The 20612-nt window shown below is 67.4% G+C and carries 18 protein-coding genes, 1 tRNA gene and 1 pseudogene; 9 read left to right on the forward strand and 11 right to left on the reverse strand.

Going from position 1 to position 20612, the window contains the following annotated elements; all coding sequences use genetic code 11:
* A partial coding sequence (locus tag JT723_RS15185; protein WP_307864007.1) for a peptidase inhibitor family I36 protein occupies nucleotides 1–666 on the reverse strand: 666 nt, incomplete at its 3' end.
* A gap of 405 nt (nucleotides 667–1071) precedes the next feature.
* On the opposite strand from JT723_RS15185, the gene JT723_RS36595 reads away from it, so the two are divergent.
* The 4 genes from JT723_RS36595 (at nucleotide 1072) to JT723_RS15200 (ending at nucleotide 7274) form a co-directional block, all read left to right on the forward strand.
* Nucleotides 1072–1323: a DUF402 domain-containing protein gene (locus JT723_RS36595; RefSeq protein ID WP_465251730.1), complete on the forward strand. Its 252-nt coding sequence runs from the start codon at nucleotides 1072–1074 to the stop codon at nucleotides 1321–1323.
* On the forward strand, nucleotides 1304–1834 hold the full coding sequence (locus JT723_RS15190) for a GNAT family N-acetyltransferase (RefSeq protein ID WP_205045162.1): 531 nt from the start codon (nucleotides 1304–1306) through the stop codon (nucleotides 1832–1834). Before JT723_RS36595 ends, JT723_RS15190 begins: the two co-directional genes overlap by 20 nt.
* Before the next feature lie 30 nt (nucleotides 1835–1864).
* The gene (locus tag JT723_RS15195; protein WP_205045163.1) at nucleotides 1865–2389 is read left to right on the forward strand and encodes a hypothetical protein; all 525 of its coding nucleotides are present in this window, start codon (nucleotides 1865–1867) and stop codon (nucleotides 2387–2389) included.
* 1378 nt (nucleotides 2390–3767) lie between these two features.
* A complete protein-coding gene (locus JT723_RS15200; protein WP_205045164.1) occupies nucleotides 3768–7274 on the forward strand; it encodes a PIN domain-containing protein in 3507 nt (1168 codons plus the stop codon).
* Between the two features lie 63 nt (nucleotides 7275–7337).
* On the opposite strand, the gene JT723_RS15205 is transcribed toward JT723_RS15200, so the two are convergent.
* Nucleotides 7338–7898, reverse strand: a complete 561-nt coding sequence (locus tag JT723_RS15205; protein ID WP_205045165.1) for a hypothetical protein — start codon at nucleotides 7896–7898, stop codon at nucleotides 7338–7340.
* Between the two features lie 103 nt (nucleotides 7899–8001).
* On the opposite strand from JT723_RS15205, the gene JT723_RS15210 reads away from it, so the two are divergent.
* On the forward strand, nucleotides 8002–8925 hold the full coding sequence (locus JT723_RS15210) for an FkbM family methyltransferase (protein WP_205045166.1): 924 nt from the start codon (nucleotides 8002–8004) through the stop codon (nucleotides 8923–8925).
* A gap of 72 nt (nucleotides 8926–8997) precedes the next feature.
* Here JT723_RS15210 and JT723_RS15215 read toward each other — a convergent pair whose 3' ends face one another.
* Complete coding sequence (locus JT723_RS15215; RefSeq protein ID WP_205045167.1) at nucleotides 8998–9438, reverse strand: DUF6907 domain-containing protein; 441 nt, start codon at nucleotides 9436–9438, stop codon at nucleotides 8998–9000.
* Nucleotides 9439–9620: 182 nt separating this feature from the next.
* Between JT723_RS15215 and JT723_RS35135 the strand changes: the two are divergent.
* A pseudogene (locus tag JT723_RS35135) lies at nucleotides 9621–9805 on the forward strand (GntR family transcriptional regulator); the annotation flags it as partial.
* 134 nt (nucleotides 9806–9939) lie between these two features.
* Here JT723_RS35135 and JT723_RS15220 read toward each other — a convergent pair.
* The 6 genes from JT723_RS15220 to JT723_RS15245 all read right to left on the reverse strand — a co-directional run bounded on the left by JT723_RS15220 (nucleotide 9940) and on the right by JT723_RS15245 (nucleotide 15897).
* Complete coding sequence (locus JT723_RS15220; RefSeq protein WP_205045168.1) at nucleotides 9940–10257, reverse strand: DUF7336 domain-containing protein; 318 nt, start codon at nucleotides 10255–10257, stop codon at nucleotides 9940–9942.
* A 128-nt stretch (nucleotides 10258–10385) separates the two neighbouring features.
* Nucleotides 10386–12032, reverse strand: a complete 1647-nt coding sequence (locus JT723_RS15225; RefSeq protein WP_205045169.1) for an FG-GAP repeat domain-containing protein — start codon at nucleotides 12030–12032, stop codon at nucleotides 10386–10388.
* A gap of 244 nt (nucleotides 12033–12276) precedes the next feature.
* Nucleotides 12277–13026, reverse strand: a complete 750-nt coding sequence (locus JT723_RS15230) for a glycosyltransferase family 2 protein (protein WP_372441313.1) — start codon at nucleotides 13024–13026, stop codon at nucleotides 12277–12279.
* A gap of 5 nt (nucleotides 13027–13031) precedes the next feature.
* The gene (locus JT723_RS15235) at nucleotides 13032–13820 is read right to left on the reverse strand and encodes a GntR family transcriptional regulator (RefSeq protein WP_205045379.1); all 789 of its coding nucleotides are present in this window, start codon (nucleotides 13818–13820) and stop codon (nucleotides 13032–13034) included.
* 159 nt (nucleotides 13821–13979) lie between these two features.
* A tRNA-Ser gene (locus JT723_RS15240) sits at nucleotides 13980–14066 on the reverse strand.
* Nucleotides 14067–14115: 49 nt separating this feature from the next.
* Complete coding sequence (locus tag JT723_RS15245; protein ID WP_251513295.1) at nucleotides 14116–15897, reverse strand: S1C family serine protease; 1782 nt, start codon at nucleotides 15895–15897, stop codon at nucleotides 14116–14118.
* Between the two features lie 154 nt (nucleotides 15898–16051).
* Between JT723_RS15245 and JT723_RS15250 the strand changes: the two genes are divergently transcribed.
* The 3 genes from JT723_RS15250 (at nucleotide 16052) to JT723_RS15260 (ending at nucleotide 18894) form a co-directional block, all read left to right on the forward strand.
* Nucleotides 16052–16927: a glycerophosphodiester phosphodiesterase gene (locus tag JT723_RS15250; RefSeq protein WP_205045172.1), complete on the forward strand. Its 876-nt coding sequence runs from the start codon at nucleotides 16052–16054 to the stop codon at nucleotides 16925–16927.
* Nucleotides 16928–17093: 166 nt separating this feature from the next.
* Complete coding sequence (locus JT723_RS15255) at nucleotides 17094–17738, forward strand: ATP-binding protein (protein WP_251513298.1); 645 nt, start codon at nucleotides 17094–17096, stop codon at nucleotides 17736–17738.
* A gap of 172 nt (nucleotides 17739–17910) precedes the next feature.
* Complete coding sequence (locus tag JT723_RS15260; RefSeq protein WP_205045173.1) at nucleotides 17911–18894, forward strand: DUF5926 family protein; 984 nt, start codon at nucleotides 17911–17913, stop codon at nucleotides 18892–18894.
* Nucleotides 18895–19279: 385 nt separating this feature from the next.
* On the opposite strand, the gene JT723_RS15265 is transcribed toward JT723_RS15260, so the two are convergent.
* Together JT723_RS15265 and JT723_RS15270 are read right to left on the reverse strand one after the other, a co-directional pair.
* Entirely contained in the window at nucleotides 19280–19522 is a 243-nt protein-coding gene (locus JT723_RS15265; protein WP_205045174.1) for a hypothetical protein, read from the reverse strand.
* 333 nt (nucleotides 19523–19855) lie between these two features.
* A complete protein-coding gene (locus JT723_RS15270; protein ID WP_205045175.1) occupies nucleotides 19856–20548 on the reverse strand; it encodes a bifunctional DNA primase/polymerase in 693 nt (230 codons plus the stop codon).
* Between the last annotated feature and the right edge of the window lie 64 nt (nucleotides 20549–20612).

A 20612-nucleotide genomic window follows, 5' to 3' on the forward strand; every position in this document is an offset into this window, starting at 1 on the left:
CTTGCCCGCACCATCCCGGGCGAGAAGGTCCTCTTTGCCGTCACCCGTCAGGTCACCGTGCCGGACCATTGCGGTCATGGCGTTCCAACCTGCACCGACCAACGTCCCCCTGGTGTTGCCCGGCAGGAACCAGAGGCGCCCCGCGGTGTCGCGGACCAGGATGTCCGCCGCCCGGTCCCCGTTGAGATCACCGAAGCCGGAGCTTCGAGGAGCAGGCGACGACTGCCAGTACGGATACGGCGCGTAGTTGCACTCCCGCTGGGTCACAACAATCTTGATCGATCGGACGGCGGTGTACTCACCGGCGAATCCACCGATCTTCTCGCCGATGGCGCCCATGGAATACACGCTCCCCGGGGACCCGAGAGGAAGCGAAGAAGAGCAACTGTACTTGCCGGTCCTGTTCCAGTAGGACTTCGCATAGACATTCGCCATGGTCGTGGTCGACTTCACCATGGACCCGGCTCCATTCGCACCGCTCCAAGCGCAGAGGTATCCGCTTGGGCACGCACTCATACCGGTTGCCGCCTGCGCCGGCCCCGCCACCGCCGGGAGCACACCCAAAAGCGCCCCCGCACCGGCCGCCGCCACCCAACGGCTCATAATCCTGCGCACCGTTCCACCCCCTGCATCAGTCCCACCCCGACATCTCGCATCGCGCAACATACCGCCGGAAGCCACGATTCCGTTCCGTACGGCTACCGAACTGCTTCGCCCGACTCCGGAGGATGGAAGGTGGGATCTGGCGCAGTTCGAGGCCGGACAGACCGTCGTCCGCCGAGATGTCTTCCGCGGCGGGGTGTGGAGCGCCCAAGCTCTCCGTGTCGTGCGCGACACTTCCGAGGTCCTGGTCGTGGCCTGCCCGCCCGCTGCGGAGGGCCTCGCATCCGCCGACTGGGAACTCGCCAGACGGACGTCGCAGAGCGCTGTTCTGCTGCTGTGGAAGGCTCCGGGCCTGTACTTCAGCGTCTACGCCTTCCACGACCTCGCTGGTGACCACCGCCTCGACGCCGGTACCTCAACTTCCAGCGCCCGCTGCGGAGGACGGCGATCGGGTTCGACACCTTCGACGTGCTGGTCGACCTCGTAGTGGCGCCAGGCCTGTCCCGGTGGACGTGGAAGGACGAGGACGAGAACGCGCAGGCGCGGCGCCTGGGTGTGGTGAGTGAGGCGGAGCACAGGGCGGTGGACAGAGCACGCGAGTACGTCCTCGCGACGATCGAACACGACCGCCGCGTTGTGACGTGCGCGGCTCGGGGATATTCGCTGGTCCCCGGCCACCGCCGGTGTCCATACTGCCGCGATGGACGCGGTGACCCTTGAGACCGACCGCCTGGTGCTGCGGGCCTTCGGGCCTGCCGACGTGGACGCGGTGTACGAAGCCTGCCAGGACGAGGACATCCAGTTCTACACGCCGGTGCCGGTGCCGTACCGGCGGGCGGACGCGGAGAAGCTCGTCGGCGAGAAGCTGCCCGCGCAATGGGCCGAGGACAAGGACTACACGCTCGGCGCGTTCCGCAAGGACACCGGCGCCCTGGTCGGCTCGTACTGCCTGACCCTCGTCAGCCGCGGCGTCTACGAACTCGGTTACTGGGCCGTCAGGGACCAGCGCGGACACGGGTACTCGGTGGAGGCCGCCCAGGCCCTGTGCGAATGGGGCTGGGCCACCCTCGACGTCCACCGCATGGAGTGGTGGGCCATGGTCGGCAACACCGGCTCACGTGCCGTCGCCGAGAAACTCGGCTTCACCCTCGAAGGGACGCTGCGCCGGCGCAGCATCGCCAACGACGGCGAACCCCACGACTGGTGGGTCGGCGGCCTCCTGAGGCCCTGAACCACCACCGCCGGGACCCCGAGGGAGATCATGAGCCGCCCCCTGCTCTTCCTCGACGTCGACGGGCCGCTCAACCCGCACGCAGCCCAACCCGAACGGCGCCCCGACGGCTACACGACGATCAGGGTGCCCCTGGAAGGCCGCAGCGAACGGATTCCCCTTCGACGCCGCCCGCTGCGGGTGTGGCTGAACCCGGGCCACGGTCCGGCTCTCCTCGGACTCGGATACGAACTGTGCTGGGCCACCACATGGATGGGTGAAGCCAACCGGTGGATCAGCCCCGTACTCGGCCTGCCCGAACTCCCCTTCGTGGACTTCGGCGACGCCCTCTTCCGCGAACGCCCCGACGGCGTCCACTGGAAGACCGAGCCCCTGGTCGACTACGCCGACGGCCGCCCTTTCGCATGGGTGGACGACGAGCAGAGCGCACTCGACGAGGAGTACGTCACCGCCCACCACCGAGGCGCCGCCCTCCTGCACCACGTCAACCCGCGCATCGGACTCCGCGATCCCGACTTCCACGCACTCACCGAGTTCACCCGAACCCGCCCATAACCTGACCACAGGTCGACCACACGCCCTGGTCGAGGACGGGGGCACACGTGGGACGACGAAACGGGTGGGGGCGGGTCTCGGAGAACCGAGGCCCGCCCCCACCTGGGCGTTCACCGCTAGTGCGGAGGCTGTGGGATTTGAACCCACGGTGACATCGCTGCCACGACGGTTTTCAAGACCGCTTCCCGTGGCGCGGCCGTCGGCTGCCTGACCAGGCCAAGCAGCCTGAACACAGCTACCATTGGAACGACTTGGGCCACAGGTTGGCCAAAACGGCGCAGATGCCAAGGCAAGGGCTTCGTGAGCCAGCCTCAGGACAACGGCGCGCAGAACGGCACGCGACCTCATGGACGCCGGCGTCAGCTTGTAGGAGGAGTTACCCGCGGAGGTACGGGAGCGGCAAAGCTGCGCCTAGCTTGCCACCTCTTGTAACCCCGCCATCCCGCCCGCGGCAGCTCCCAGTACAGCAACCGCATCGGCCAGTAGACGCTGTACAGCAGCATCCACCACATCAACAGGCCGATCGCGGTGATCGCACCCCCACCACCCGCCGACCCCGAACGCCGCCGACGCCTCCGGCCAGACGTCAACGGCACAGACACATGCAATGGACCTAAGCCACCCGACAAGCGCACACTCACGACAACCCCCACAATCCGCGCCACCTCGGGCGCTAGGGGCAGACGCTAGCGGAACGGCAGCGGAGAGAAGGCCTGAACCAGCCGGTAGGGACAACCGGCATCTGCTCCACATGTCAGCGACGACTGAGCTGGTGGCCTGGCGAGGGACCCGGCCAGGTAGGCAGAGACGCTGAGTGCAACTCCCGATCGCCCGCATCTCTGCGTCCAAGGGGGCCGATGATCGGCGTGGCGTAACGGTTCGGGGTAGGGCAGGGGCGGGCATGGAAAGCAGCACTTGCGGGTCGGAATTAGTGAGCACCCACGTGAGCACAGCCCCTTTACCTTTTGCACGCACCTCTGCCTGCGCGCGAGTACCGGCCCCACCACTCCTCGCGACAGGACTCCTCTTGTCGGATGCAACTCTAGGCACATGGCTACCACCGCAGAACTTCAGAAGCAGCTGGCGCAACGACGAACTCCATCAGGTCAGCGCTCCGATCATCAGCACGGCCTCTACCCGGAAAACCTCCCGCGTCCCGCCACATGGGAATACCGTTGTATGGCGGCTACGAGTCGCGGCAACCCTTTAAGGGTCTCCACCCTGCACACCCGGAGGCAACATGGACCCCGTGACCGTTACAGTGCTCGCCCGCGTCGGAGGTCCGCTTCTCAGTAGGGCAGGACTTGCCGGCTCCAAGCGGTACACCCGGGGCTTCCGGACATCCAGAGCAGCGTCATCTTCCGCTCGCACTCAGGGAATGGCTGTTTCAGCGAAAACGATACGGCAGTGGATCAATCGCCGAGATAACGCTCACCTGCTCTCCTTGGGCACCGAGAAGTCGCTACTGGATGCGGCAGATCGACTTGCCTATATCGCGCCTGGAAATGACGCAACAGAAAGAAAAGAAAACGCCCTAAAACTTCTCTCCATTATTATTTACGAGGTGATCCGAGCCAGTTCTCCAGGTGACGCTATAGCACTGTCAACGGCTTTGCAGCAGGCAAGGATAGGGGACGAAGGGGAGAGGACCCGTGCGTCGATCGAGAGCGCACGCTCAAGCCTGGAGAGTCGATTCAACGCTAATGACGACTTCGACAACTCGACAAGAACACTGAATAATTGGAGACGCGAAGAGGCAGTGACCCTTCGGGACGCTTGGCCCTCCATTGCTACAGTTGTACGCGAAGTTACACAAAGAAAATTTGACCGTGGTGAACTCCTCGCACAGTGGGCATCCCACCAGCCCGCCTGGTACGCAGGAGCTCCTGCCGCTGTCCACGGCTGGCTAGGCCGTCTCGCCGCTGATTACGACGAGCACGAGGCCGCATTTTCATTCTACGAGAGCGCGATCTCTAATGGGATATATCCGCGTGGCTACTGGCAAGCAATTGCTTCGTTTGCCCTCGGCGGACTCGACGAGCAACGCGCTAAGGATTATGCACTGCAAACCTCGGAAAATCACCCGCTTCTAGACGCGCTGAAGGCCGCTCATCAAGAAGAATGGGCAACCGCGCTCAATTACCTAGACCGCTGGCAACCGGAAAAGCTCGCAAACCAAGCCATAAAGCGGACCTTCGAGGCCCGCCTGCTGCACGCTGCTGGGCAAAACACAAGAGCGATAAATGTGGCAATCGCATGCGCTAAAGAATATGAGACAGCTGGATCCAACATTCTAGCTGCAGAGCTCTTGCTGATGCGCGCCACACAAGGCGAGACAGAGCATAACCTGGCGGATTCCCAAAGCGCCCGGTCTCACGCCATGCTTGCAGTTCATGCCAGGCGTTCGTGGTTCGGCGACAGCGTCGAACCACTAGTGTTGGCGATTAAATCTGCCCTGGCAGCAGGCGCCGGAACGCAGGCTTGGTCTCTCTGTCAGGCGACGCCACAGGGCGAAGCATGGCAACATGAGTTGGATGACCAGCGCCTGAAGGAACAGGCGGCCCTCACCGCGGCCGTCAACGGTCTGTACGCCACAGCGCAGACTCTCTTGGAAGATGTTGATAACGAATTTTCCCGGGTGCACATAGAAGCTCTCATCATGGAAGGGAGCTCTTCGAGGTCTGAAAATATCGCAGAAGTGCAAGCCCAATGGCGAAGCGCATGGTCACTAGCACAAAGCGATGGCCAACGTATCACCGCAGCTATGGGGATTGCCGAATCTGGGGGAGAACTCCCAGATCTAACTGAATTGATGAAAGTCGCCCCCAAGGTGATCGAAGAGATTCAACTTGTATCTCGGGTTCTGCGGTCACCTGGAGACACCCTAGCAGCCCTAAAAGCGAACGCACTAAAGAGCCGCGTCTTGGTTATCAAGTTGGCTGAACGCCACTCGGCAGGAGGTGACGATGTCGCTGCCGCAAAAGCGATCAAGGCCGGGGCGGATCACTGGAATGATCCCAACCTCATGTCGATGGCGGCACATAAATTCGCCGAGGCCGGCAATACTGATGACGTGCGCGAGACCGCGACAACCGCTCTGAATCTGGGAGGGAAAGGCTGGGACGGGGCTAAGCACATGTACGCCCTACTCGTGCAGGTTGAGTTTGACGATGGAAAAACAGACAAGGCCGTAGAAGCAGCTCGCAGTTTGCTGTCCCTAGATTCACATGATAAAAACGCTCGATGGGCGTTGGTTAAAGCACTCTTCCTGCGGGGTCAAGTTTTCGAAGCATGGAAGATCCTCTCCTACCATGGTGATCCGATCACCCCTCGCGATCGCGATGAGGCAAAGACCTGGCTCTGGCTTGGTTCACACTATTCCGAGGACCCAGATTTTATCGGCAAGACCATCGCTCTCATGAGAGACTGGCCGAATGACGAAGAAATGCTGGGGATATTTATCCAAACTCTCAATTTTGGCCTAAGAGGCGACCAAATTTCTATCTCTGCAGAAGATAGAGAAATGGTCGCATCTGTGACCCGAGGCTATTTGGAACGATTCCCAGACAGCGACCTCTTGCGCACGGTCGAGCCGGGACCAGATGATGATCCACTAGTCAACATGGCCCCACTCATTCGTGCCGGATATGAGCACTCTCAGCAGTTCGCAGATATCCAGCGGCCTGTCATGGAGGGAAAGTTTCCGATTGGGATGCTTGCCGCACCGACAGGAAAATCGCTCACTGAACTCTCACTCCGCCGTGTGGCTCGTCATGTGTACGCAATAGATCTTTCGACTATCGCTGATGAAGTTGGCGCAGTGGGAACTGCCCAAGATAATTCAGTCATAATAGACCCCACTGCCGTCCACACTCTTGCTCTCCTCGCAGGAGTGGGCGTGGAACAACTCATAGGTGGAGTGTCATCTCTCCTGACAACTGACCAACTCTTCAGAGACGCCCTTCAGGCTCAGGAGTCGGTAGGAATCTCAGCCGAAGTCACGATTGGTTGGGATGAGGAGGCAGAGAAGCCCAAGGTCTACGTAGAGGCTCCTGGGGAGGGAGCTTTGCGGGCGGGGAGGTCGGCACAAATCGTTCAAATCATGGAATCCATGGCGCGTGTGCCACGTCGTGAACTCAAATGTATGCCCGAACTCAGACATCAAAACATCGCATGGCTAACTGGGTTGGACTATGCGATCGAACACGAAATGATCTACTGGTCAGACGACCGGGCAATGCGTTACTTGGCCAGAGACCGGGGCGTGCCGTCCTTCGGGACATACGCTCTCTTGGAATACCTCAAGCAGGCGGGCTCGATAACCCATGAAGAGCACGTCATTATGTCGGCGGAACTGCTGCGAAACGAGTATTTCGACTTTCCATTTTCATCTCACGTGTTCGAAGCTGCGGCAGTTGCTGACAGTTGGCAGGCTCGTGGCGCAGCACAAGCCCTGACTCTACCGAGCTCATGGAGCCAAGCGCCCAATGCGGTAGCCTTCGTGATCAAGGCCCTCTCACACGTTTCACAGAATCCCGTGGAGGTAACAAACTGGACTGCGGCGGTTTCTGTCGGGCTTATTCGCGCTACGCCCGAAGACTCTACGGCTTCGAATAACCTAGAGATCCTGCTACGCCAGTTGATGGGCCAGAGCTGGTTTGGGCGTGAACTATTGCCCCATGTGCTGACAGGGATTCGAGCGGGCGTTGCAGAACGTGAGGGGGTCGCGGATCCAGTGGAGTCGGTTTTTACTGGACTGTATCAGTCACTTGTGCGCCGCAACGGCCATCAGCACGCTTCGGCTGTTCTCATTGGTATTTTCTCCTTGACGGCAGATCAAGATAAGGCTCTCGCCGCGAGGATCATCTTGACTGCTCGCGACTGACGGATCGCATGTCGACCTGAACGGAATCTAGATTCGAGACAACCGAATACGAGCTGCTCTGCCTTACTGGTATTCGCTGTCACGTGCGTCAGGGAGCAGAAGGTCTCGGTCAGGGTGAGACTCCCCCGTCACTGAGCCGGAGACGCCGAGGTCGGTGCGGGCCGCCTCATGGAAGGTGTTGATTGCCGCGAAGACCGCGCGGTTGCGGTCGCGCCAGTCCTCCAGGGTGCCGGGGGTCTTGCCGGTGGCCTGCCAGTCGACCGCGCGGGAGGCGGCGTTCAGGTCGTGGGCCGCCTCGATCACCTCGTCGCCGGCCAGGAGCATGATGCGCTCGAAAGCGCGGCCCTGGAGGCGGATGGCCTCGATGAGCTGGGTACGGAGCTGGGGCTCCGGGTCGTCGCTCTCGCGGATGCCCTCGCGGTGTTCGTACAGCTCGACCGCGAGGAAGACGGCGGCGCGGACGCGGTCGACGTAGTTCTCGTAGGCGTCGAGCTTCTTGCCGTCCCAGCGCGTGACCAGTTCGCGGCGGATGCGCTGACGCTCGGTCCAGTAGTTCGTCACGTACGTGGTCATGGAGCCGAGGACGACGGCCATGATCGTTAAGAGCTGTTCCGACGTGTCCAAGCCGAGCCCCCACCCGCGAGTCGTAAAGACGTCTTGAGGATTTTAGGGGGCCTGCTGGGGGGCGGTGCTACCGTGCGCGAGGTAGGCGGCGGAGAGGCGATCGATGAGCAGCCCCACTTCAGAGGCCCTGGTCACGCTCGGGCGGTGGTACGTGCGCAACGCGCCCGGCACGCTCGGGAAGGGGCCGCTGGCCGGCAGCTGGCTCAACGAGCATCTGCGGGACGAGCCACGGCGCAGGGTGACCGAGACCGCCGTCGGAGCGCGCTTCGCCGTCGACACGCAGGACCTCATCCAGCGGTACCTGTACCTGTTCGGGGTGTGGGAGCCGCGGATGACGCAGTGGCTCCGCAACCGGCTCAAGCCCGGCGACACCTTCGTGGACGTCGGCGCCAACATCGGCTACTTCAGCGTGCTGGCCTCACAGCTCGTCGGCCCGGCCGGCCGGGTCGTGGCCGTCGAGGCCTCGCAGGACTTCACCCGGCGCCTGGCGCAGAACGCGAAGCTCAACGGCTGCGAGAACATCCGCATCGCCCAGACCGCGGTCTCCGACAAGCAGCAGACGCTCACGTTCATCCTGTCCAGCAACGCCAACATGGGCGCGAACAGCATCGTCCCCTGGGACGGCCCGGTGGAGTCGACGTTCGCGATCGAGGCGTACCCGCTGCCCGACGTCCTCGAAGACGACGAGATCGCGCAGGCCCGCGTCATCAAGGTGGACGTCGAGGGCGCCGAGGGCAGCGTCGTACGCGGCATGGCCCCCCTCCTGGACCGGCTCCGCCCCGACGCCGAGGTCACTGTCGAGGTCACGCCAGAGCGCATGTCCCAACTCGGCGACTCCGTCGAAGAGCTGCTGGCCACCATGCGCGAACACGGCTTTCACGTATACCGGTTGGCCAACGAGTACGCGGCGGCCACATACCCGACGGCCCTGCGCGGCCCCGACGCGGTACCGATCCGCTGGCGCGGCCCGGTCGACAGCGAGAGTGACCTGATCTTCTCGCGGGTCGACGCCGAGACCCTTCCGTAAGGCCCGCCGCCTGAACGCACTGCTCCCTCCGACGTCGCGCTCGAAGCACGGCAGGCGGAGGGAGCGGTGCGTTCAGACGTTGCTGTGAGCGGCCCAGTCGGCGCGGGAGGCGACGAGTTGGGGACGTATCTCCTGGTCGAGGCGGTCTGCCTGGGCGCGGAGCTTGGCGGCGAGTTCGGCGAGGCCGTCCGGGTCGAGGTGGGTGACCCAGTAGTCGTCAACGATGGCCACGTTGACGACGGGCACGCGAGGGTCGGGCTCTTCGGCGTACGGGTCGCAGACGAGCACGCTCCACAGAACGCGCTCGTCGGCCGCCGTGGACGCACCGTCGCGGACGCGGAGGAGTTGACCGTCGAAGTAGGCGCGGTGGCTGATGTCAGCGAGTTCGACGGGGAGTTGGTCCGGGGCTACGTTTGCGGCGGTCGGGTCGTCGTGCGCCCATGCCGGGAGGTGGCCGGAGACCGCGTCGCCCGCGGTCGTCGCGATCGTCCAGGTCTTCTGCGGCTCGCTCATATGCCGGCCTCCCCTGTCTCGGACGGCTCCTCGTCATCCCGGTAGAGCACGGCCCACAGGAGCTTCCCGACCCCGTCCCGGTCGCTCACCCCCCATCGTCCCCCCGTCAACGCATCGACAAGAGCAAGCCCGCGGCCCGCCTCCTCGTCCATCGACGGGTTCTGCAATGTCGGGCGAGTGTCGTGGAACGGTCAGAACCGCGGGTGGCCGGCCCGGACGAGGGACGCTACCCGGCGTCCAGAAGAGCACGCTGGTCACGCACATCCAGCGGATGTACTACAGCGACAACGGCCGCCGAGTGGAGACCGCCGACATCGTGGTACCCGCGGCGCTCTGCGAGAACGTCTACGAGGTTCCGGTCTGTTAGTACTGTGATCGGAAATGTTCGCCGGGTCGGTAGTGATGTCGGTTGGATGTGCGGTGACGTCCGATCCGACCGTTGGCGGCGTGGTGGCCGAGCCTGTCCGTGTGCGCAGCCTGACCAACCAGGAGGGGCGGAAGCTACGGCAGCTCGTGCTCCGGGGCAGCCCCAGCTCGGTCCGCTACGAGCACGCGGACGAAGCCCTCAGTCCAGTGGTCCTCATCGAGTACGTACTTTCCGATCTCAAAACCGTCTGGCTCATCGACGAAGCCCTGTAGACGACGCGCGCGGCGCATCCGCTCTTCCGCCGCGGCCTCAGAGGAGTAGACGCCAAGCAGCTTGACGTCGTCACCGTCCTGCTCGTCGATGAACACGCCCCCATCGTCCGGGTGAATCGTCTCGTCGTTGGGGCCAGCCTCGTTCTGATGGCTGATATGCCAGAGGGGGTAGACCTTCACGGGCGCAGGCTACCCCCGGCCTGACCTATGAACGTTCTCTGTCAGAGCACGAGCGAGTGGTACCACCTGTGCGACGAGGGCGCCGCGGCGGGATACTTAGGGCCTTCGTCACAACAGTGCCATCTTGATCACACCAGCGTGTTGTAGATGTTCATACCGCTGCCGCTGAGGGTGCGGGTGTCGAGAGGTGCGTTGGGGTTGCCGGTGCCGCGGTAATACCAGAGCTTGCCAGCCGAGTCGCGGGCGACGAGGTCCTGGTGGCCGTCGCCGGTCATGTCGCCGATGCCGACGATGCTGGTGTAGATGTTCCAGCCGCCGCCGATGCGGATGCGGTTGGCGTAGGGAGCGGTGGTGTTTCCGGTGCCGGGGTAGTACCAGAGGACGCCTGCGGTGTCGCGAGCCAGGAGGTCGGGGTGGCCGTCGCCGGTAATGTCGCCGGTGGTGAGGATCTGGTTGTAGGTGTTCCAGCCGCTGCAGATGCGGGTGCGATTGGCGAGCGGGGTGTCGGTGCGTCCGGTTCCGCGGTAAAGCCACAGCACGCCTGCCGTGTCGCGGGCGACGAGGTCGGGATGACCGTCGCCGGTGATGTCGCCTGCTCCGGTGAGCTGGTTGTAAATGCCCCAGCCGCCGCTGATACGAATGCGGGCGGCAAGGGGAGCGTCAGTGCGTCCGGTTCCGCGGTAGAGCCACAGCACGCCTGCCGTGTCGCGGGCGACGAGGTCGCCGGTGCCGTTGGCCTTGAGCGGGCCGAGTGCAGTAAGGGCGTTGTAGATGTTCCAGCCGCCGCCGACACGGGTGCGGGGGTCGAAGGTGCCCGGGCTGTAAGCGTTCGACGTGGCCTGGTGCTGCCACAGGACGCCTGCACTGTCCCGGCCGTAGAGCGGCGCACGGCGCGCGGCGGGGACGATGTCGGTGCTGAAGTGCAGGGGCTGGTCCCATTCCGCGTACGACGTCCCGTCGTCTCCCAGGCTCTGGAAGACGCTGGTGAGGGTGCCGGCGGGCAGGCCCCAGTCGACGGCGACATGCAGGGACTCCGTCACGCTGGAGTCCGCCGTGACCCATTGGTGGGTAGGGAGGTCGATCGTGAGGGAGCCGTCGGCTGCGGTCGTCCAGTGCTTGGTGGTGTAGACGTCGCTGGTGGGGGAGTAATCGACGTGCAGTGCGGCGGCCAGTTGGGTGGGGGTGTACTGGGCGGCGCTGATCTGGTCGGCAGGAATGGTCCAGCGGGTGTGAGTAGCGCTGGGCGGGGCGGGCACGGGCTTGTGCGTGAGTGCGTTTGCGGTGACGACGACGTCGCCGGTGGGAATCCCAACATTGCCGACGGATGGCGTCCCCGTCGGCTCGTGGTCGGGGACGTACCACGATGTCGACAGGAGGGGATCGCGGACGCCGATCGAGCCGTAGTCGCCTTTTCCTGTCGTGCCGATGACGGCGCCGCTCCCCGAGTCGTAGACAGAGCCCCAGACCTCGACGAGAGACGGGACGGGGGACTTGGCGGAGACGTGCATATGGATGGTGCCCGCGAGCAGCGGGGCTCCGGCGCGGCCGTTGCCGTCGGCGTCGTAGTCGTTGTCGACGGTCAGCAGTGCAGAAGTCGACGAGAGCTTGATCATCGGCACGCGGAATCCGTAGTTGTCGAAGAACGTCAACTGGTCCAGGTGGGGCCCGTTCACGGCCAGCCCGATGAAGGCGTCGGTCGTCGTCGATTGCGTCAGGGTGATGGCGAGATCGCCGGCCGGCCCGTTGGCGTCGAGTCTGACGTCGCCTATCGACATGATCGTCGGAATGGGGTTGGTCGCATCGGCGGCTTGGACGGACGCCAGTCCCGCGGCGAGGGCGACCGCGGTGGTGATAGCAGTACCGCGAAGTCTTCTGTACGGCAAAAAAACGGAAGCCGCCAATCTGATTGAGCGTCCCCGCCAGTTATACCTATGCACCCCAGTCTCCCAACTGCCGCCCCACGGGTTAGTGGGGGGAGCTTAGTGGAGTCACGTGGGCGACTACGAAACTGCTGGCTGGTCAGCGGCCTTCCCAGTCGGCCATGGCGTGGGTCCGGGCCTCGATCACCGCCATGCGGGCGTCGCGCTCGGCTTCGTCGGTGTGAGTGGTCTGAGCTGTGGCCTGACCCTCCCACTTGCGGTAGAGAAGGCCGTAATCGCGGGTGAAGTAGCCGGGGCTCACGGCGTTGAGGGCCAGGAGGAGGCCGGTGTCCTCGGAGGCGGGGAGGGCCATCCAGCCGCCCAGGGCGAAGAGGAGGTCGCGGCGGATGAAGAGGGTCGCCGGGTGGACCTGGGCGCGGTAGTTGTTGGCCTTCCAGAAGTCGAAGACGACGCCCTTCGCAAGGGGGCCGTCCTCCGGGTCGGCGTCGAAGCCGGCCGTCGAGCCGTCGGGGAGCAGGTCCAGGACGCGGGAGGTCGCCCAGCCGAGGGCCGGGTCGGCTTCCAGGAGGGCCAGGTCGCGGGCCAGAGCACCGAGTGTCAACTGGTCATCGGCGTCGAGGACTTTGACGTACGAACCGGTCGCGTAGGCCAGTGCCATCGTCCGCGCCACGCCTGGTCCTCCAGGGCGGCCCTGGTGGAAGCTCACGCGCGGGTCATCGGGGACGTGCGGGCGTACCGCCTCGCTGAAGCCGTCCTCCTGGATGATCCAGTGCCATTCCCAGCCGTCGGGCAACTCCTGTGCGCACAGCGACTTGTACGCGTCCGCGAGGAAGGGCGCCGACGGCGCGTGGACGGCGGTGACGACGTCGATACGACGGGGAACCGGCACGGCGGTCACCACCTTTCCAACGGGGTGACAAAGGTCAGTTCCGTGCGGTCGCCCGGCAGGCGGACGAAGGAGTGCTCCACAACGCGGCCGGTCGTGTCGTACGACGTCTTGGCGAGGACGATAAGGGCCGTGCCCGGGGGCAGGCCCAGTTCCTCGGCCTCGTCGGGGGCCGGCGGGCGGGCGAGGACCCGTTCCTCTATACGGTCCAGCTCGATGCCGAGGGTGTGGAGCTGGTTCTGCGTGCCGCCCGGCCACGGTTCGTTGGCGGCGTCCAGCAGAGCGGGGTTGCCGGCGACCATGTCGCGCACGAGATAGGACTCGACCAGACTGAACGGGTAGTCCTCGGCGCTGTAGCGGGTGCGGTAGGTCCGCTCGACCATGACGGTGCCGACACGGACTCCGAAGATCTCGGCCAGCTCCTCCCCCGCTTCGACCTCGTCGTACTCGGCGTGGAAGACCAGGTCGTCCATGTCGAGTCCGGTGTCGTGCTCGGTCGCGCCGGTCTGCTTGCGTTCCTGCTCCGGCTCGCGGGCGCGCGCCTTCTCCCACTGGTGTCGGAGGTTGGTCCGGCGGACCAGGGTGCGGGGCGTGCGGACGAAGTTGCCGCGGCCGTGCTGCTTCTCGATCAGGCCCTCGGCCTGGAGAAGGGCGAGCGCCTGCCGGAGCGTCGGGAGGCTCTTCCCGTAGTGCTCCACGAGCATCGTCTCGGAGGGGAGTTGGTCACCGGGCGCCAGCTCACCCGCACGGATGCGATCGCGGAGATCGTCGGCGATCCGCTCGTACGCCTTGGCCATGTACGCCACCGTCCTGATCGTCGGGCGGCTTCAGCATAACAAGTCCTCAAGAGGTCTTGACGAGTTGACGTGCAGCGCCCGTTCGGGTGGTGACACAAGCAGAACGGGTGCCCCGAAGCTCGGGGCACCCGCTCTGGCCTGCTCAAACCACTAGCTGTGCGGAGGCTGTGGGATTTGAACCCACGGTGACATCGCTGCCACGACGGTTTTCAAGACCGTTCCCTTCGGCCGCTCGGGCAAGCCTCCCCGCAGTGCCGGGGGACCCGGGTGGGGTCCTGGGCGTGCGGGGGACAGCTTACTGGGGGGAGTCGCCGACGCGGGAGCCGAGGGTGACGGTCGTGGTGTGGGAGGTGCCGTTGCGGGTGTAGACGACGGTGACCTTGTCCTTGGGCTGGTGCTGCCAGATCTCGCCGATCAGGGTCTCGTCGCTGTCGATGATCGTGTGGTCGAACTCGGTGATGACGTCGCCCGGCTTGAGGCCGGCGAGGTCGCCGGGGCCGCCGGCGGTGACGGACTCGCTGGTGCCGCCGATCTTGGCGCCGTCGCCCTGGTACTGGCCGTCGAGGCTGACCTTCATGACCGGGTAGACGGGCTGGCCGGTCTTGATCAGTTCGTCGGCGACGCGCTTTGCCTGGTTGATCGGGATGGCGAAGCCGAGGCCGACGCTGCCGCCCTGGGTGCCGGGCTGGGCTGTGCCGCCGGGCTGGATGGCGGAGTTGATGCCGATGACGGCGCCGTTGGCGTTGAGCAGCGGGCCGCCGGAGTTGCCCGGGTTGATGGACGCGTCGGTCTGGATGGCGCTCATGTAGGAGGCCGAGGAGCCCTGGCCGTCGCTGGAGGCGACCGGGCGGTGGACGGCACTGACGATGCCGGTGGTCACCGTGCCGGACAGGCCGAAGGGGGCGCCGATGGCGATGGTGGCGTCGCCGACCGCGGCCTGGTCGGAATTGCCGAGCGGCAGCGGGGACAGGGTGACGCCGGAGGAGTTTTTGAGCTTGATCACTGCCACGTCGTAGCCCTGGGCGCGGCCGACGACGGAGGCGTCGTAGGTCTTGCCGTCGGAGAAGGTGACGGTGAGCTTGCCGCCGTCGGCGGCGGGGGCGACGACGTGGTTGTTGGTGAGGATGTGGCCCTGCGTGTCGTAGACGAAGCCGGTGCCGGTGCCGCTCTCCTGGCTGCCGCTGGCCTTGATGGTGACGACGCGGGGCAGCGCCTTGCTGGCGATGCCGGCGACCGAGGTGGGCGCGCGGTTGAGCGCCTTCTGGCTGCCGGAGTCGGAGACGGTGGTGGAGGACGTGCTGTTGTTGTCGTCGTTGTGCTCGGCCGCCCAGTAGCCGATGCCGCCGCCGACACCGCCGGCGACGAGTGCCGCGACCAGGACTGCGGCGACCAGGCCGCCGAAGCCGCGCCGCTTGCGGCCGCCGTCGGGCGGCTGGGGCACGGGCGCGCCCCACACCGGCCCCTCGGGGCCGCCGCCACCGTAGCCGGGCTGGGTCTGCGGGGCCTGGCCCCCGGCGGCGTACGCGGGGGTGGCGGGGACGGCGTAGGGGTCCTGGGGTGCGGTGCCGCCCTGCTGCGGCTGTTCGGCGCCGTAGGGCGAGGGCTGCTCCGCGCCGTACGCCGGCTGCTGCGCGAACGCCTGCGCCTGGGCCGGCACAACAGGGGCCGCGGGGGCCTGGGCGTCGTGGGCGGGCTGCTGCGGCGGCACGGCGGCGGGGTACGCGGCCGGCTTCGGCGCCTCGTACCCGCTGTGGTCGTACGGCGCGGCGGCCGGCACCGGCGGGGCGGACGGCTGCGGGGCCGCGGGCTGGGGAGCCGCGGGCGCCGGCGTCTGCTGGGTGAGTGCGGCGGGGGGCGGGCCGTACGGCGACGGCGGACCCACCGGCGGCGGTGCCTGCGCGGGAAGAACCTCGGTCCGTGCCGCGTCGCGGGGCGCGTCGGCGGGCGCGGCAGGAGCCGCGGGCGCCGGGGGAACGGGGGCCTGTGCCGCCGAGGCACCGTCGGGCGAGGCACCGTCGGGCGCGGTCGCTGCCGACTCCGCAGCCGGGACGGATCCGGCTTCGTTCTCGGTGCTCACAGCGTTTCTCCTCGGGATCAGGACAGGGTAGTGGGGCGAACACAGCATTTCCCACGGCGTGTCGGACCGCCGTAAGCGGTAGCTGTGCATGTCCGTGGCGCGTGCGCGGGGCCGGTTCGCGTGACCGCCGGCGAGGCGGTGGCACCATGAACCGGTGACACATGCGCGCGCGGTCCCGGAGGCGTACCCGGACGGGCGACCTGTCCAGGTCGTCGCCCATCGGGGTGCTTCCGAGGATGTACCAGAACATACGCTCGCCGCGTACCGGAAAGCCATCGAGGACGGCGCCGACGCCCTGGAGTGCGACATCCGGCTCACCGCGGACGGCGAACTGGTCTGCGTGCACGACCGGCGGGTCAACCGGACCTCCAACGGCCGCGGCGCCGTCTCCTCGCTCGAACTGGCCGACCTGGCGACGCTGGACTTCGGCTCGTGGAAGGGCAGGCTCGCCGACCCCGAGGCACCCGAGCGCTACGACCTGGCGGAGCGCAGCCGGGTCCTCACCCTGCGGCGGCTGCTGGAACTGGTCGCGGACACCGACCGCCGGGTGGAGCTGGCGATCGAGACCAAGCACCCGACGCGCTGGGCGGGCCAGGTGGAGGAGCGGCTGATCGACCTGCTGCACCACTTCGGCCTGGACCGGCCCCCGGCACCTGGCGGCGCCTCCCAGGTGCGGGTGATGAGCTTCTCGTCCCGCTCGCTGCGCCGGGTGCGGCTGGCGGCGCCCGCGCTGCCCACGGTGTACCTCATGCAGTACGTGTCGCCGCGGCACCGGGACGGGCGGCTGCCCGCCGGGGTGCGGATCGCGGGGCCGAGCATGCGCATCGTGCGGGCGAACCCCGGGTATGTGGCGCGATTGCACCGGGCCGGGAACCGCGTCCATGTGTGGACGGTGGACGAACCCCGCGACGTGGAAATGTGCGCGCGGCTCGGCGTGGACGCCATCATCACCAACCGGCCGCGCCAGGTGCTTGACCAGCTGAGCAGCATGAACGCCCCTGGTCACGGCCCGGACGGGCCTGGACGCTGACATTGCCGCGAGGCGTACGCGGGCGTCCCATGCCGTCGGCATGCACATATGGCGCGCGGGCGTCCGGCTGACGTATGGAGTGCGTCAATAGATCGCGGTTGGCCTGTTTCCGGTCGAGTCCCAGGGGGCATCCATCCCGTGGCGTGGGGTGAAGGAGGTCACGGGGGTGTCGATGATGGTCGCACAGGAGGTGCCGACGTCCTCGACCATGGCCCTGCCGCATGGTCCCACCGGCGTCGCAGAGGCACGCAGACGAATGCGCAGGGATCTGCACGCGCAGGGCGTACCGGAGACGGTGGTCGACGACGCGGTGCTGATCCTCTCCGAACTGCTCAGCAATTCCTGCCGCCATGCCCGGCCGATCGGCCAGGACGGCGCCGGGTACGACGCCGGCGCAATATACGACGCCGGCTCGGACCGCGTACCGGCACAGGCGCAGCCGCAGGCACAGGGCGCGCGGGAGACCCCGCCGCAAAACGGCGGCATACGTGCCGGCTGGGCCATCGGGGCCGACGGCCTGCTCAAGGTCGAGGTGACCGACGGCGGCGGCCCCACCAGGCCGCGCCCTTCCAGCCCCTCGCTGACGGCGCACGGAGGCCGGGGCCTCGGCATCGTCGGCAACCTGGCGCTGCGCTGGGGCGTACGGGACGACACACCGGGCGAGGTCACCGTGTGGGCGCTGCTGCCGGTACGCGGCAGGCACGCCCGCCGCGACGACCTGGGAAGCGGCGGTACGGGCATCGGCCTGCCCCGCGGCATCCCGCTCGACCTCCCGCTGGACCTGGCCGAGTCGCTGGACGACCTGAGCTGAACGGCCGCCGGCTGCATTTCGCGCCTGCTACGGCCGGGAGTCGGCCCGAAGGAGCGGACGGAGCCGGGCCGGAACCGGCGCATTTACGCCGCCGCCCGTCGTGGTCCGGCGGCGGCCCCGCCGAGCGCTAGGCTCGCGGCCGGAACAGTGCCGTAACGGGAGAGACCGAGCCATGGCCAAGAAGCGCGCGACCGCCACCAGGAGCAAGGGGGCCGGACAGGCCGCCAGGACCGCGGAGGGGGCGGCCGTGCCGGTGGTCGGTGCGCGTGAGCCCTGCCCGTGCGGCTCGGGCCGCCGCTACAAGGCCTGCCACGGCCGCGAGGCCGCGCACGCGGTGACCGAACTGGTCCGCCGCCCCTTCGAGGGCCTGCCCGGCGAGTGCGACTGGGTCGCGCTGCGCGAACTGGTGCCGGCCGCGACCGTGCAGCTGACGCTCAAGGAGCCGCTGCCCGAAGGGGTCCCGTCGGTCACCCTCGGCACCGTCCTGCCGATGGCCTGGCCCGGGCTGCGCCGCGACACCGGTGCGGTCCTGCTCGGCCTGCAGAGCGACACCGCCTCGGGCGACATCAGCCGCGACCTGGCCGACACCCTGGGCCGGGCGCTCACCGCGGAGCCGGGCAACCCGGTGGAGGGCCGCAGGCCGTCGCCCGACGGACCGCGGCTGCAGGACCTGCTCGACCTGGACGCGCCCTTCGTGCCCGAGGTGCACAGCGGCTTCGAGTACTGGCTGGAGGACGCCGAGACGGCCACCGGCGAGGTGGCGGCGTCACTGGAGCGCGCCAACCAGGCCGCCATCCCGACCGTGCGGCTGACCGGTGTCGACGCGGCCTACTGGTGCGAGACGCCGGAGAAGAACCACCTGCGCTGGGTCATGCCGCACCCCGAGGAGGCGCTGCTTGACGCCATGGCGCGGCTGCATGCGGCCGGGGCGTCCTCGCTGGGCGAGGGGACCCGGCTGGTCGGCTCCTTCCGCGCGCACGGGCTGACAGTGCCGGTGTGGGACCTGCCGGTGGGCATGGGCGCGGACGAGGTCGAGAAGCCGGCGGCGGCCTTCGGCGAGCGGCTGGCGGAGACGCTGGGCCGTACCGAGCCGCTGACCGCGGAGGAGCGGCGGGCCAGGAGCGGCTTCACGAACCGGCAGATCACGCTGAGCTGAGACGAGCTGGCCGGTGCCCCTGCGGGCCGCGCCGGGCGCCTTTCGCGGTGCCCGGCCGGACCGCCCGCGGCCCGCAGACGGCCCACCGCCCATGAACGTCCCGTCGGCGGGCGGGCCGAGAGCGGGCCGAAGGCCCGCCGACAGCTCCCGACTGAGCGGTCGGTCAGTGATTCCGGTCACAACTGCCTTGGAATCGCGACGATTCGGCTGGCACGTGCCGTTCGGGGAATTTGCGATCGGACGAAGTCTTGTTACCGTTTATTCAGCCCGGTCGCTGATGCATCCCCCGTCGTCAGCGACCGGGTTTTCCATGTCCTGGCGCGCTCCGCTTAGCGAGTCCTCGACCCCGGATCCGCCGGCCGCCGGGCGGCGGGACCGCGGCGGCTCAGTCCCCGTCCGCGGCACCCGCGGAGCCCGTGGAGCCCGCCGGAGCCGAGTCCCCCGATCCCCCGTCGGGCACACCCTGCGAGGCGCTGTGGCCCGCATTGCCGCGGTGCGCGCTGTCGTGGTCGTGCGGCCCCGCGGTCGCCGCGGCCAGCGGGAGGACCACGGCGAGCGCCGCGACGCTGGTGACGGCGATCAGGCGCAACCGGTCGCCGGGCTCCTTCGCCGGCTGGTGCGATGCCATGTGCCGCTCCCCTGGATGCTCGATGGCCGAATGCCGTGAACCGAACATAGCGGCCCGGACCATGACATCCGGCCCACCCGTCGCCGCAACGGCGGCCACCCGCGGCGGACGGCTACCCGAACGAGTGAGTACGCGGCGCACGCGCGTCCGTAGCGGCAGCGCACCGACCGTACGCCGCACCGCGTGCGTAACGCGTAAGGGAACGGCGGCGCATGGCGCAGCGCACGGAACATGCGGCGGGGTCGTAGCGGCGCGGCAATTGCCACGCCGCTACGACCCCGCCGTCGTTCGGCCGCGCCCGGCCGGCGGACCGCCGATCAGTACGCCGGACCGTCAGAAGGTCAGCCGGTCGCCGTCCGGGGCCGTACGCCCGGCCCTGACCAGCGCGTCCACCAGGCTGCCGATCGGCGGCAGCCAGGGCGCCGCGCCGCCGGTCCGCTCGTCCGGCACCGGCGGCCGCACCCAGCGCAGCTGCCCGGCGCTGCTGCTCGACGGCGGCAGCACCACATAGCCGCCGTCACCGTGGTAGCGCAGTGACGTGGGCACCCAGTCGTGGCTGTCGAGCAGTTCGCCGAGTTCGGCGAGCGAGTAAGGCGCGACCAGCAGCAGGTAGCGGGTGGGGGTGGCGACCACGGGGCCGAGCCGGACCCCGAGGTTCTCCATCGCCTCCAGGGCGCGTGCGCCCGCCACCGCGGGCAGGCTCGCCGCGGACACCCGGTCGCCGGTGGCGAGCACGACCGGCGCGTCCGGCCTGCGGGTCCACCAGGACCGCACCATGCGCGGGTCGCGGGTCGCGGCCAGCAGTCCGGGGTCGAGCGCGTGCGCCCCGGGCACCGGGCAGTTGGGGCGCCCGCAGGCGCAGGGCTGCGCTCCGGCGGCCCGCCAGCTGCCGCGGGTGTCGAAGCCGACACCGGGCACGACCCGCCATTGCCACTGTTCGGCGTAGGTGAGCGCCGCGTTGAGCAACGCGGTCCGCTCCTTTCGCTGGAGTGAGAGCTTGCGTCGCCTTCCGAGGATCTCGCGCATCAGCGCTCGTTCCTTTCCGTTAACGCCCAGGGATCTGCCCATTACAGAACGTAACTTGTCGAGC

It is taken from the genome of Actinacidiphila bryophytorum (genome assembly GCF_016916835.1).
GTDB lineage: Bacteria > Actinomycetota > Actinomycetes > Streptomycetales > Streptomycetaceae > Actinacidiphila > Actinacidiphila bryophytorum.